Origin of the sequence: Phocaeicola sp. HCN-6420 (assembly GCF_037890145.1) — a bacterium.
In the GTDB taxonomy this organism is placed as follows: Bacteria; Bacteroidota; Bacteroidia; order Bacteroidales; family Bacteroidaceae; genus Phocaeicola.
In genome coordinates, this window is record NZ_JBBKBJ010000012.1 from 1 (window position 1) to 15396 (window position 15396).

The 15396-nt window shown below is 39.0% G+C and carries 8 protein-coding genes; all 8 read right to left on the minus strand.

Features of this window, described 5'->3' with window-relative positions:
- Positions 1 to 94: 94 nt before the first annotated feature.
- A complete protein-coding gene (locus WKT12_RS08925; RefSeq protein ID WP_340319464.1) occupies positions 95 to 2305 on the minus strand; it encodes a HEAT repeat domain-containing protein in 2211 nt (736 codons plus the stop codon).
- A gap of 17 nt (positions 2306 to 2322) precedes the next feature.
- A complete protein-coding gene (locus WKT12_RS08930; RefSeq protein WP_340319465.1) occupies positions 2323 to 4527 on the minus strand; it encodes a HEAT repeat domain-containing protein in 2205 nt (734 codons plus the stop codon).
- A gap of 3 nt (positions 4528 to 4530) precedes the next feature.
- Positions 4531 to 6714 carry a HEAT repeat domain-containing protein gene (locus tag WKT12_RS08935; RefSeq protein ID WP_340319466.1) on the minus strand — a complete coding sequence of 728 codons (2184 nt, stop codon included), beginning with the start codon at positions 6712 to 6714 and terminating at the stop codon, positions 4531 to 4533.
- A gap of 2 nt (positions 6715 to 6716) precedes the next feature.
- The gene (locus WKT12_RS08940) at positions 6717 to 8279 is read right to left on the minus strand and encodes a DUF6850 family outer membrane beta-barrel protein (RefSeq protein ID WP_340319467.1); all 1563 of its coding nucleotides are present in this window, start codon (positions 8277 to 8279) and stop codon (positions 6717 to 6719) included.
- A 29-nt stretch (positions 8280 to 8308) separates the two neighbouring features.
- Entirely contained in the window at positions 8309 to 9583 is a 1275-nt protein-coding gene (locus tag WKT12_RS08945) for a DUF4876 domain-containing protein (RefSeq protein WP_340319468.1), read from the minus strand.
- A gap of 12 nt (positions 9584 to 9595) precedes the next feature.
- Positions 9596 to 12382 (minus strand): TonB-dependent receptor, encoded by a 2787-nt coding sequence (locus WKT12_RS08950; protein WP_445323129.1) that lies wholly within the window; start codon positions 12380 to 12382, stop codon positions 9596 to 9598.
- An 800-nt stretch (positions 12383 to 13182) separates the two neighbouring features.
- Positions 13183 to 13911 (minus strand): HAD-IA family hydrolase, encoded by a 729-nt coding sequence (locus tag WKT12_RS08955; protein ID WP_021971058.1) that lies wholly within the window; start codon positions 13909 to 13911, stop codon positions 13183 to 13185.
- A gap of 125 nt (positions 13912 to 14036) precedes the next feature.
- Positions 14037 to 15383: a glucose-6-phosphate isomerase gene (locus WKT12_RS08960; RefSeq protein ID WP_340319470.1), complete on the minus strand. Its 1347-nt coding sequence runs from the start codon at positions 15381 to 15383 to the stop codon at positions 14037 to 14039.
- Positions 15384 to 15396 lie beyond the last annotated feature (13 nt).

The window sequence follows — 15396 nt, forward strand, 5'->3', positions numbered from 1 at the left end:
ACTTTAATTAAATGAACTTTGTTCATTATACATGACTGGGTAAACCAGTAATTATACAAAACCGTTGGTACAATAAAGTATATAGTTGCGAAGATTAATTATGAACTCCTCGTCCATCTATCAATCTCTGGATTGTCTTTTCTATTTCATTCTTCAATTCCTTGTCGTCGGTCTTAATCTGTTTTAATCCCGAAACAATATCATTGCGACGATAATTTTCATTGAACCAGCCTAAAGTTTCAATCGCAGCTAAACGAAGTTTTTTATCCCGAGTTTCGTCAGATGCAAATTTCAATAACGGATCGATGCCAGCAGTATTGGGATGGTTACGATATACTACGATATCCAAGCGTACCCGACTGGGTTTTACAGTTGTATCAAACATTTCCTTTAAATCGGCCTGCATGCGTTTTTCACTCTGTTTAATCTGTTTTCTGAAACGGTCTACATACGAAGAATCATAAAAATATTTATTTGCAGCCTGCTTGTCGAGTTCTTGTAACAAAGCATTCGTGTCGAAAGCTCCTAATCCAGATATCAGTTTAAAGTTTAAACGCGATTCATGCTGACGCTCTAGATATGCCTTGATAACTGCGGGAATAAGGTCTGGATGTCCATTTTTCTCTACATACTCACAGGCAAAACGTCGTACCAGTTCATATCCATCATTGAGTGCAGCTTGTAATACTTTTATGGCTTTTTCCGGATAATTTAACGCCAATAAGCGCATCGCCTCCAAGCGTACAACAAAATAGTCAGAAGTAAAGTAAGACTTTTCCAGAAGTTCTGGAAGTTGGTCATATCCTCCTTTACACAATTCTCTCAATGCCAAAGCACGCATATCGGGCAATGGACTATCGAGTTGTTTTTTCCAATAGTTCAAATTTCCTTCTTCCAAGACCAATGCGCGATTGATATCTACATTAATGCCACTATTATTGGCAAAATGGAATGTAGGGTCACCTATCAGATGATTTTCTAAATAGCAAACCAGACGATTAAATTGTCCAATACGCATGCCTGCTCCCAACAGTCCCAAAAATTCATCAGGCCATTTATCTTGAATCGTATTTACAGTTCCGCCCTGAGCTACCACTGTTTTTCCGTCTGAGAAGACATAAGCTCCAGCAATATTATCTTTCTCATAAAATGAACCGTTAAAACAAGCATCGAACATTATAAAACGAGCCTGTGGTTTAAGAGGATGGATATCGGTTGTATGAATGTCTAGTGATAAATTATAAAGAGAATCTTCTTTTATCTTTTCCGGATCAAAAGCTTCTTCACACCATTCACGTGGAACATTATATCTTTTCATATATTCTGCAATTGCAGCTTCTTTTCCTTTCGTCTCGGCAAAAGCAGGTATCTTGCTACGCAAAAAACGCTTTATATTCTCGATACTGGGATCTATCGTATTTACCTCTTCATAGCCATTCAGATATTGCGTATCGGGCGCACCATGATGATGAAATAGCATAATATCAAGTCCCTTGCTCTGTACTTCGTTTAAATAGGTGTTTTTAATGGGGAAGTTTACATCAAAATCAAAGAATTTTACTGTAGATCCCGGACGAAACAATTGAGGTAGTTGTTCACGAATAGCTAACTGTTCTCCTGACCATGCTGTCGGGTCTTCGGAATTATATCCATGTCCTCGTCCCATGCTCAAATAATCTACTACATTGTTGGCATTTTCACGCTTTTCTGCCACTACCTTTTCTAGATACTTATTCAATAATTGATATTTATCAACCCCTTCCAGCTCCAGCGGTTTTATACGAGCTGAATAAATGTCCGGAGAAAGATATTGCTTAGAGTCTGCACGCAATGAATAATAGAAATACAAAGGTATATCTGCATCCTGCTTCAAGAAATCAAACTTCAGACCAAAATCATCATAATAACGGTCGGAAGGTACACTAGACTCCTTCCAGTCATGTTTTTGATCCATTTTAAACGCTGAAGTCAAATGTTGGGCATCCCGCAGCATCGGAATGGGAATATCACCCACAAATACGCAACCTTCAAGAGGTGATTTACGGTCTGAATGTAGCTGAATCAACAATTTACGAATCTGTTCGGGAGATTTCCATTCATCTACTAAAAGATATGTGCCCAAGCCATCAGCTTCTATACTTTGCTTATAAGCTTCTAAAGCATTTTTCGTTTTTTCGTAACTGGTATTATCTACCACAATAGCAAATGTTGTAGCAGTCTTTACTCCTGGCTTGATAATTTGTTGAGCATAGGAGTAAAGACAAATGCTCAACAAACCCATTAAGGTCAATAATTTTTGTGTCATATTTTTTTTCAAATAAGTTAGGTTAATCTATGTATTGTTTGTTGTATTTCAAGCGAAAGTTCATCGGGCAAGTCAGTCGTTTGCAAAAGCTCCTGACATTTTTCCAAAATATGAATGCGTTCACGGGAATGAACAAACCATCCTAACGCTTCGGCCATTGCTACTCGAACTTTTACAGGGGTTTCCTTGCGTGCCAACAAATCTAAATAATTTGTTACGTAACAATGATAGGGATTGTTGCGTACCATGCGAATGGCAGATATACGGTCTGTTATAGGCAGTCGTTCGTTCATTATTTTATCATTTATCTGCTTGACCATGGCAAATTTTTTATTCAAGACTCTTTCAATCATTTTCTGCTCTTCGTTGGCATTCATACGTTCTGCATGCTTGTAGAACTCGTCTGTGGCAGATTTTACGTCCTCTTGTGGAAAAAGAGGAAGAATGGTGCTGATGATATAGCCAACCCTCTGACGTTCACCTCCGTCAATCCATTCGCGTATCAAAGCCGGAAGCAGAACCGGATCGCCAATCTCACCTGCATAATTTGCGCTCTGACGTGCTATAAGCTCGTAGGAATCTCCGATTCCCATACGTACAGCTTCCGTAAAATTGTCATCGTTATAGCATCCCAACAACTTCAATGCTTCCATTCGAACAGTGTTATAAGGAGTATTTTTAAAAGTGTTCAATATTTCATTCTCATTGGAATGTAAGCTGTCAGCATCTGCTATCATACGTAAAGCCAAACTCTGAATATCAGCATATGGAACAGACATCAGTTCTTCCCAATAATCTGATTGTCCTTGCTTCAACTCTATGTCTGTTGTCAAATTCATATCTGTTTTTATCGGTGCAAAATGAACGGTCGGATCTCCCATCAGATGCCCTTCTAGTGTTGCTATCAAACGGTTATATTGTCCAACTCTTACTCCGTGTGACAGCAATCCTATGAACTCAATAGTCCATCGGTCTTGCAGAACGTTACGGGTATTGCCTTGAGCAACGATTGTATTGCCCCGATTAAAAAGATAATATGCAGCCAGATAATCGTCATCTTGGAAAGAACCATTATAACAAGCATCAAACAAAACTACTTTAGGGTTAGTAGCCACACCAGACAAATCCTCTGGTGTCAGATAAATATCGGCAGATATAATTGAATCATTCCGCCAAAAGGCATCATTATGCAAATCTTTGAAGAAAGCATTCGTCAAATGATATTTTTTTATCATTACCTGCTTTAATGAATCTTCATTCTTTCCCGCAGCTACCTTTTGCAGCAGACTGTGATACAGATCAGTCTTCATTAAACGCAAACGTTCTGTAAAACTATCTCCGGTTCTATCATTATTAATAACTTGTTTTGTTGGCAGTCCATGTTCATGAAACATGAACAAATCAATATCCTGACGTTGTAATTCATCCAGCAAGCTATACTTCATTGCCTTATCCATCCTGAAATTGAGATGTTTAAAATTTTGTCCTTGACGGAAAGCCAATGGAAAATCCTCCCTGTAAGCCTTTTCTTCATCCATCCAAGCTATCAAACAGTTAGAATTATAATCTCCTCCATTGAACGAGACGATGTTATCTAATGGATTATTTGCAGTCTGTCTTTTAGCATAGGCTGCTTTTAGAAGAAAATCTGATAATGCTTCATATTTATCACCTTTCCATCCGTCAGGATACTTAATGCGAGCTGAGTAAAAATTAGGATTCAGCTGTTGTGGACTATCTTCCGATAATTTGTAATAGAAATGATCGGTCTGTACAGAATCTTGTCTGATGAACTCAAATTTCAAATGCAAATCATCATAAAATCTATCGCTTGGAACAGACGATTGTGAAAAAGGAAATGCTTCTTCATTCATTTTGAAGGCTGTAGTCATATGTTGGGCATTACGTATCATGACTATAGGTATGTCTCCGACTAATACGATGCCTTCCAAATGTTCAGCTTGGCGATATACTTTTATAATTTCCTGTTTCACTTCGTCCGGAGTATTCCAATCACCACGTATAATATACGTTGGCAATCCGTCAGCTTCTACTGCATCTCGGTATTTTAGCAAAGCCGTGTGTGTAGCTTCATACGTGGAATTATCAACCACTATTGCAAACGAAGTTGGACCTTGGCTGACTGGCTGCTCTATAATGGTATGTGCCGAAGCAGACACAACACTCCATAATAGTGCAAGATATAATAAAACAAATCTCATATATCAATCATTTTTTAATCTATAATAGGTTCTTTCTGCCTCTTGACGAATAGCAGTCGAAATGTGCTTATCACGTCGCAGCTCATTACATACTCTCAGTATCTCCGGTCGTTTATAAGAGTATTTATACCAAGCTAAAGAACGTAACAAACTTAACTTAAATTCTTCACTTTCTGATTGTTCCTGCAATAAATTCAAATAAGCATCAACGGAACCGTGAATAGGGTAGTTGCGCAAAGAGCTGACGTACAACAAGCGCATTTTTTCTTTCTCCTTTCGCTGTAATATAGCCTTGTCTGAGGAATAACGTGAAGCATAAGCTTTCATTAACTGGCTACGTACTTCATCTTTATTTTGAATGTAACTATCTTTGAGGACGTTATCAATAGCTTCTTTGAGTGGCTGCTCGTCAAATACGTATAGTCCGAGGGTTATATTAAAGGCCACTCGTGATGTATGCCGGTCTTCAATATATGCTCTGACCAGATGGGGTAAATACTCATTTTTCCCCATTGCTATCATCTCACGTACCGCAGAACGGCGGATGAATTCATATGAATCATTTAAAGCAGGTACCAAGATTTCACTAAAATTGGAATCATTTACTTTTTTCAGTAGAGAGAAACAAGTATAACGTACCATAGCTAAAGTAGAGGTTTCAAAAGTATGTCGTAACAATGCCGAAATATCTTTATAACCATTTGCATGCAAACGATGCAATGCTAAATTTTGTACATCAGCATAAGGAGATTGAAGCAAAGACAATATTTCAGCTTCATCGTAGGGCTTTCTACAAAGTACCGATGCATCTATCTTCGGATCGAATGAGGTAAATCGATAAGTGGGATCACCTGTAATATGAGATTCCAGAATATTAGTCAACTGAGCCCATTGCCCGACTCGTGCTCCCAAACCAAGTAGTCCTAGTAACTCGTTTGCCTGTTTGTCTTGTAATACATTGACAGAGTTGGCAAAAGTTGTCACGCATTTGCCGGCTGCAAAGATATACCGTGCGGCAATATAGTCATCTTCGCGGAAATCGCCATTATAACATGCATCAAAAATAACCATCCGAACATTAGGGGAGACCTCAGTTACATCCGACAATGACAATCCCATACGAGCATCTTCCAACGAATCTTGTGATATGATAACAGGATCATCATACCCTTTATACCATGTAGAGTCTAATCCATATATTGTATCAGCTTTTTGATATTCTTTTCCTAAAAGACTTCGATTGCGTACCCAGTTATGGACATATTGTCGCAAGTCTGTTTTTAATTGTTTGATATGTTCTTCCAGACTGCTTGTTTCGGGAATATCTGAAAAATACTGGCGATCGGGTAGACCGTGTTCATGAAAGATAGCCAGATCCAGATCAGAACGCTTAATCATATTAATAATATCATTCTTGGGATATGGTGTAAAGCAATAACGCATGAAACGAGCCCTTCCTTCTTTATCGAATACTCCCGGCATCTGTTCACGCAGGTTGTACGCTTCCGGTACCCATGCAAGCAACGAATTTGAATATGATCCATGTCCCGTATACGAAAAGAACTGATCCAAACGATTGCTTGACTGATGAGCTTCCACCACTTTATGTAGGTACTTGCGAATCTGTTCATATTTATTCACTCCATTTGCTATGGGCTTAACTCGGCCCGAATAAATATTACAACGTATGAGTTGGGGAGAATGTACCCCCAACTCATAATAGAAACACTGGGGATGCAGAGAATCTTGTTTTATAAAATCAAACTTCAAGTGAAAATCATCATAAAACCGGTCGCTTGGTACCGAAGATTCATGCCAATCAGTCTCTTCATCCATTTTAAAGGCTGAAGTTAGATGCTGAGCTTTACGAATCATTGGGATAGGAATATCTCCTACAAATACTACTCCCTCAAGCTTATGTTTCTTGTACAGAGACAAGATAACTTTTTTTACGGCCTCTGGGTTTTTCCATGTATCATAAACAACAAAGGTGGGAAGTGATTCCTTCCCTAACACTTGTTGATAAGCCTCCAACTCGGCAGAGCACTCTTGCCAGGTCTGCTTGTCAGCAATAATGGCAAAGGATGAATGCTCTACTTTCATTTTGGGTTTCAAGATTGTTTGTGCATTTAGTTGTACACACAAACCTAAAACTGTTATTATAAAATATATGAATAATCTTCTCATAATCAGAAATTGCACCCGATACTAACAGATAAATAACTTCTATGGCTGAAATCAAAATCTTCCGCCTTTACATAATCAAAGCCAACTTGAGCAAAAACTTGTGTTTTACTTTCCTGTTTTAATTGTTGGGAATATACTGCAGCAGCTCCCAATTTCCAATAATCTGACATGAGATAATTAGCATCCAGAGTTTCCATCTGAGTGACAGTTAAATAGTCTGCATGTGAACCTCCATACTGATAACAGCCTGAGAGATTTTTGTTATATCCTCCCCGTACTGTCACCAACAAACGCTTCATGAGCTTGTCACTTAATACAAAATTCTTCTTGCCACATAATTCCATATAGATATTTTCATGACTTTTTACGGAATAAGGCAATATATATTTGTCCTTCTGGTTTTCATAATATGCCAAGGCTTCTACACGCCAGTTATACTCATTACCACGATTGCGAATCAAGCTGTAATGAAGCGTAGCAGCTTTAGTTTCATAAGTTGAACGTACGTTACTATACATTTGCATCCATCCAGTTTGCGATTCAGTGTTGTCACGCTGATTAATATACTGGATTCCATCAATCATACGATAAGATGCATCCAGTTTTATGTGATGTACCAGTTTTTCACCTTTAGTGTAAAGCGTCATTGCAACCTTGCCTAACTGATCTTTTACCGAACCTATTTTCCGTGGAGTTGAATATGACACCTCTGCAGTTTCGGCTTTAATAGAATAGGTACCTTCTAGTAATAAATTTAAATTTGTTGCTGCGTAATTATATTGCATTGATCCTCCAAACTGATTTCCGTAATAGTTCGTTGTACGTCCGGAACCAATTCCTTTAACAGCCACTCCAAGTCCGAAGAGTTCATAATAATCCTGATCTGTATAAGAATCTGAATTAGCCATTTGTGAATCTTCTTTTATTGAAGCATAGGAAAAGTTAACACCTAAGCGATGGTGAGAATTAATTGCGTAACATATTCCTGGTATCAACTTTAATATATAGAAACGGGTATCTACACGAGGGTCTCGTTGTTTTGCAGCCAGTGAAGCCTGATATCCTCCTTCCAAACCGAAAGCTAATTTTCCCCAATAGAGTGGAGTGGCTGCTCTAAATTTTAAATCATAATACTGGTTTCTCCAACTACTTTTATAAGCATCGGCAACATAATAAGGCATACCTCGGAAGGGATCAGTTATAGAAGCATTGTATCCGGCATCTGTTTTATTTTCCTGTGAAAATGAAAAAGCGCCCCATACATATGCATCCTTCAGATTCAAGAATCCTTCACTGCTCACTCCCACAGAGCGTTCTCCTTCTCCCTCTTGAGGTCGGGAAAAGTTACCACTGGTATTTTGAAAATTTAATTTCACATCCGAATAATTCTGAAGATCATCCAAAGCAGTTCCAGCAGCATTCTGTGAATGAAACCAGATTCTTTGTTCTTTCATTTGTTCTAAGCCGGCCATAGAAAATCCTTGCTGAGCTGCTACTTGTATTTTGCCGATACTAAGCAAAGTCAATAAGCAAGCAGTTCTCCATATATAATTTTGTTGTTTCATATATTATTCTTCATTAAGTTCCACCTTTTTTAACGCAACGTATGATTCCATGAAGGCATCTTTACATCATAGCGGCGCAACATTGGCACCACTCCTCTTTCGAAATCATCTGTACTGTTGTTTGTGTCTTGAAAGATCAAAGCACCATTTTCTCTACGAATGGGTTCTCCATTCTCATCTAACGACAATTTACGAGCAACTCCTAAGCCACAGTAAGTAGCTCCTACATAAGTTATTCCTGCATCCAATACTGCTGGCATTCGCTTGGCGTTTACCTTCGATTCGTTGTCAATGCATTCTACCGCATCCAGAACATATTTAACAGGAATCTTGGCATAGTATGTATCACTATTAGGTTTGCTCAGGTCTGTAGTTTTCATAGATGCATCATTGACAGGATCCCAGGTCTCACCTTGGGGAACTTGGAACAATACCATTGCAGGACCAAAAACAGAAGTCAAATATTGAGGAACAGTTCCCATTTCTGCTTTTCCGTCATAAAATACATGTACCATATCGTAGGCAGGCTGATCTGGAAAATTCGCATTATTCATATTAAATTCAAATTCAGAGGTACTGCCATCAATAGGTGACAGAGGATTATATTGCGGCAATTGATGATTCGCTGCAAATTGTGAAATTACGCAAGATTCACCGGGTTCCAACGGATAATCTGTACCATTTCCCGGAAACTTCCAGACTCTCTCTGCATAAGCATAATTATCTCCATCTTCTTCTGGCCAAACAGGTAAAGTAAGCGTAGATTTACTTGGTGTCAGATTGGCAATGTAAAGTCCGTCCAGATACAATATAGAAGATGAATTATTATAAATCTCATAAAACTGATCACGAAAATAAACACCACCTGTTTCAGATCTGGAACCTGCATAATAAATTTCTTTAAAGACCAATGGACTTACTTTCAGCCCTTGAGCCATCACATCGACTTCATTTACGTGTCCAAACAATGCTTTATTGACGAGGTTCCCATTCACATAAAATTCATCTCCGTCTGCATTTAATACGGTTCCAGAAACCGTAATGGTATAAATTCCAGGAATCACTCCATCCATTTCTACCTTACCGACTGCACATTTTTGGGACAAATGTAAATCTTCATCATAATTGTCAAATTTAAGAGTTAAGTCTTTAATTTCTGCCAAATTCTCTACATCAAGCTGTATATTTACAGCAACACTCATAGATGCTACATCCTCGACACCTTTTACATCTCGAAAAGAATCACAGGATGAAACTAAAAGCATCCAAGCTAATGATACTATATATATTATTCTCATATGCATAATTTATTTCCGTTAGAGAGTTAAAGAGAGTTCCAAACCAAAGAAAAAGCGGTTGTTCAGTGTTACATAGTTACCCGGACTACGTTTTGACTCTCTGCGTGGATAACTTCTAAACATATTATTGGCAAAGAAAGAAACTCTGAAGTTATCACTTATTTCCTTAGTTACGTTAATGTTAAAATTAAAATAGGGTGAATAAGACTCCTTAATAGCATCATTATGATTTACTGTTTTCAACAAGTAATCATAACCATCGGCCTTCACTTGTTCTGTTGTGGTATATTTGCCTGTTTCAAACATATGAACTGAAGCATCTTCAACAGATATGTATCCTATTGGAATAGAATCGTTCGCATAGGTTGACCAATTAGCTTCCTGCCATACAGCCTGTGCTGTCAAGGTTACCACGAAACCAATGCTTGGTATATTGTGTGTAGCACGTAAGGTTGTAGTAAATTGCTGGTCATTTCTCACTTTATCTTTGGGGGCATAAATAGCAACATTTCTACGTCCGGAAAGTCCACTACTTGAATTATCATAGAAATTATATCCATTGTTATAACTCTCCGTACGCATCCAAGCTCCACTTAAATTGAATGCAGTACGAATAGCATCTATACGTCCAAAATCCAATTCAAACTCAATTCCTTTATTATTGATAAACAAGTTGTTGCCTGGACGGTAATAATCGGCCAATACAGAATGAGTTGCAACAGTCTCCAACTGATTGTTCTCGTTTCGGGCATACTCATTAATAGTTAAAGGCCTGAATGTAGAGAAGTCTTGTCCCAAGGTATATCCATCTTTTAAACGTTCCAGATACCCAGTTACTCCCATGCGCATTTGTCCCAAATGGAAATCCAGACCAGCTTCTGCTTTATAATTTCGAGCAATCTTCAGATCCTTATTCTGTACATCGAAGACATGAGTTGTAGTCATCAAAATTCTCTCATTTTCTGGGATACTCTCATTGGCCAATTCGTTTATATTAGCATATTCAAAATATGCATTTTCTGGATACAGGTAAAGCAATGTTGGCATCTTACTCGTTATTCCATATCCTCCACGAATAGTTAGCATATCGGGTACTAAATCGAATGAAGCATTGAAACGTGGAGAAATTACTCCTCCCACCACAGACATATGGTCATAACGTACACCTGCTTGAAGATGTAAATTACGTTCACCAATCATCCAGTGGAAATTTTCTTCCGCGAACGCTCCAAACTGATTAATAAACGGAATGCTTCTGTAAGAACGAGGCCGGAACGTAGCGTTTTTCTGTGACAAGTTTCTATATGGAGGAGCTGTCGGATCAAAGGTTTTACCGTCACCCACATTTCCATCCGACTTGAAATCGATACCGAATAAAATACGATTATTTACGTGACCAAATTGCTTAAAAAGATTAGCAGTCAACTTTCCATACACATTCACCTCTCGGCTGTCTATTTTATAGATTCCTTTATAACTGTCAGGAAGATATTGTGCATAATGGTTTATATCCTCGGATCCGAAATGAGTCAGTTCATTTCCCAGAGCATCATAAATATGATTGCCAGGTATATTGGATAGTACAGCTCCATCTGTTGTAGTCATGGAATAATATGAATTGGCTACCGAATAGACCTGTTGATAAGAACTCTGCTTATCCATATAAGTAGCCGAAGCTACATAACGAAGGTTTTGCAACCAACCTTTATGGATATTCCAGATTCCATTTGTATTAAATACTATTCCTTGATCACGACCACTGGAAGCAACCTGTGTACGTGTATCATCAGGATTCTGTTTACGAGTATCTTTACCATAAATAAAATCTACTGAGGTATTACTACGTAATTTATTATTGAAAAATGTATTTGAATACATCACGCTACCTGTAGCACGCTGATAAAAAAGATAAGAAGCTTTAGGGTCTTTTGTATTGTAGGCATAGTCACCGCTTACATTCAGGGCTCCTTTATTGCCACCTAATTCAAAACCTGTACCAGCCGAAACCTGATATACATTAGGATTGGCCTTCGCTTTAATACGCAAGGGCTCACGACCAGCTTTAGTATGTACGATAACAGCTCCCGATGTCAAATCTCCATATTCAACAGACGGAATACCACGAATGACCTCTACTGACTCAATGTTTTCAGTAGAAATACTACGTACATCGACTCCTCCACTGGGTGCAGCACCTCCTGCCAATGATTCCGATCCACCTGCCACTGTTGGGTTAAGGGCTTGTAAGTTAGCATTGTTGGAAATCGGAGCACCATCTTTTATAATAGCTGTACCTAAAGCATTCAGCGAATTATTATCCGATGTGGTATTTACTTGACGAATATTAATCTGCTGAGCTGAATTCAGTGTTGGATTAGAAGATAGTCCTCCAGGAAGTAGAGACATGATATCATATAGACTGGTAGCCTGCATGTGATCCATAGCTGTGCGTGAAATACTAGACGAAGTGGCCTTGCCTGCTTCATTCGCTTTGGCTGTCACCGTTACTTCTTTCAATTTAAAATTCTCATCACGCAGACTGAAATCAAGTTTCATATCACGTGTAATGTTTACTAATGTATCAATCGGAAGTTTCCCTAAATATTGTATACGCATATGCGTTTTTCCTATAGGTACATTATCCAATACATAAGTTCCATCTTTAGTGGTTGTAGTACCCATTGCATAACTTGGGAACGATACCGAAGCAAAATCAAGAGGAGTTTTTTGTTTATGGGATATATCATAAACTGTTCCATATACCTTTACTTTTTGAAGAGATTGGGCTTGTACGGCCAAGCCCATTCCTCCCCAGCCACATAGTAGCAATCCAGCTATTAAACCGGCTCGCAAATTGTTTAAGCTCTTTTTTCTCATTCGCATTAATTATAATTAAGTTAAATACCTACATGTAGGGATATTGTTGTTTATCAAAATGTTGCTTAATTAGCAATGTGTTTGTTTTTATTCCCCCTCTTTTGTCAAATGTATTAAAATAATTATGAATAACATACTTCTGTCTGTTTATTTACTTCGAGTGTGGGGAATTTTTTTTCATTTATTAACGTATACGTTGCTGTTTTGCGTTGAATTGAATGTGCTTTTAACGTATTTTATGCATTTGCTGACATGGAAAATATTGTCATAAACGATTTATATAGCATTCTTTTTTATGTTAATTAACAAAAAAACATATTGGCATGTTTGGAAGTAGAATACCTACTTTTGGGGAGGCGCTTCATTATATTAATTATATAGAGAGGCTGTTAAGACAATGCTTGATTAATGGCTGCTTAAATTTATTTTAGCTGCCTCTTGGGATGAAGTTTGAATATCATTTATTGTTTTTTCGATAATTGATTGCTCCAACGGTTATAGGCGGGAAGTTAGTGGGAAACTTGTTGAATGAATCAGGTACGTGTTTGTAGAATAATTTCCTGTTGTTTATGCTATAGATTAAGAGCATATCCGTTTCGATGTATAATAAGATAGTGTAAATATACAGAAAAGGCTGCTTCGTCACGAGGCAGCCTTCCCGAATATCCAATTGAATTTGTTAGGGTTAGTATAAGCATTTGTAAATGCTCAAATGCAAATATACGATTTTATTTGATTGCTTGGTAAAAATTTTCCCAATTCTTGTTGAAATCCGGCATGGAGTGGAACAGATAATTGGCTCCTTCATCCAGCAGAACTTTGTCGGGCAGCGGACCGGTATTGACTGCTACGGTAAAGATACCTGCTGCCACTCCGGCACGAACTCCCAGGGGAGCGTTTTCTACCACGATGGCTTCGTTGGCTTCGACACCGGCTTTCTGGAGTCCCATGAGATAGGGTTCCGGGTTAGGTTTGCCGTATTTCACGTCGAATGCGGTGACCATCAGTTCGGCCTTGAATATTCCGGGAAAGTTTTTGTTTAAGCGTTCCAACAACGATTTTTGTCCCGAACCGGTTACAATGACGGGAATCAGACCTGCTGCCTTTATTTTGTTCAGCAATTCCAGGGCACCCGGCATCCGTTCAGCCTTGGGGAGTGAATTGAAAATGTTACTCTTTGTCTGATAGATTTCTTTTATTTCCTCTTCGGTTGCTTCGTGGTTCCGCTGGCGGCTGCTGACAATATTGATTGTAGCTGCTCCTGTACGTCCTTCGTGCATGTAGGCTTCTTCGGGGCTCAAGTGCATGCCGTATTGCTTCATTGCTTCATGCCAAGCTGTAGCATGGTTTTTCATGGAGTCGAATAGTACGCCGTCCATGTCGAACAATACAGCCTTCAGGTTCAGTTTGTCAAAGTGATGTGTGGTAAGATAATTGTTTATTGCTTGTTGGAACATTTCTTTTCAGTTAAGAATAATATATATAAATAATGAAGAATGAATAACGACCAGCGAGTAAGACCGTATCTGCAAGAGTTACTGCCTTCTCGATTTGTCATTATCCATTCTTCATTCAGTAGTCTTTATTTCAAGCGAGCTTGGATAGCCTTAGACTCTTCTTCGTATCCTGGTTTGTTCAGCAGGGCAAACATATTCTTCTTGTAAGCTTCTACACCCGGCTGGTTGAACGGATTAACTCCGAGCAGGTAACCGCTGATACCGCAAGCCTTTTCGAAGAAGTAAATCAACTGTCCCAGATAGTATTCGTTCAGTTTCGGAACGCTGACGCGCATGTTAGGTACGCCGCCGTCTACGTGTGCTAACTGAGTACCCAGTTCGGCCATTTTGTTTACTTCGTCTACGCGCTTTCCGGCAAGGAAGTTCAGACCGTCCAGGTTTTCTTCGTCAGAAGGTACACGGAGTTCGTGGTTCGGAGTTTCAATAGAAACAACAGTTTCGTAGATAGTACGTTCACCTTCCTGAATCCATTGTCCCATTGAGTGCAGGTCAGTAGAGAAGTCTACAGAGCTTGGGTAGATACCTTTGTGGTCCTTACCTTCTGATTCTCCGTAAAGTTGTTTCCACCATTCCATGAAGTAATGAAGTTTCGGCTGGAAGTTTACCAGAATTTCAATCTTCTTGCCGCTCTGATACAGTTCGTTGCGTGTCGCAGCATACAGAGCAGCCGGGTTTTCCATCATATTCTGGTTAGCACAAACCTCTTCCATCTTGCGTGCACCTTCTACCAACTGGTCGATGTCGATGCCTGCAACTGCGATAGGAAGCAAGCCAACCGGAGTAAGAACAGAGAAACGTCCGCCTACGTTGTCAGGAATAATGAATGATTTGTAACCTTCTTTGTCGGCTGTTACACGGGCTGCACCCTTCTTTGCATCAGTTACTGCAACGATGACCTTACGTGCCATTTCCTTGCCGCGCTGGTCTTCGCATTGTTTTTTCAGCAGGCGGAAAGCCAAAGCTGTTTCGGTTGTAGTACCCGATTTAGAGATATTGATTACACCAAATTTCTTGTCTTTCAGGAAAGAAGTCAGCTCGTACAAGTAATCTTCACCAATGTTGTGTCCGGCAAAGATGATAGTAGGCTGTCCTGCTTTCTTTTCTTGCAACCACAAGAAGCTGTTGGACATAGCTTCGATAACGGCGCGGGCACCCAGATAGCTTCCGCCGATACCAGCAACAACTACAACTTCACAGTTTTCACGCAGAACCTGTGCGGTAGCTTTCAAGTCGTCCAGATGTTCTTTAGTAATGGAAGAAGGCAAATGTAACCAGCCCAGGAAATCGTTTCCCAGTCCTGTACCTTTTTCCAATGTTTCCATACATGCTCTTACCTTAGGTTCGTAAGCAGCTAGTTTGTCTTTGGAAATAAAACCTAAAGACTTGTTGATGTCAAGTTTAATATTTTCCATAAATATTCTTCTT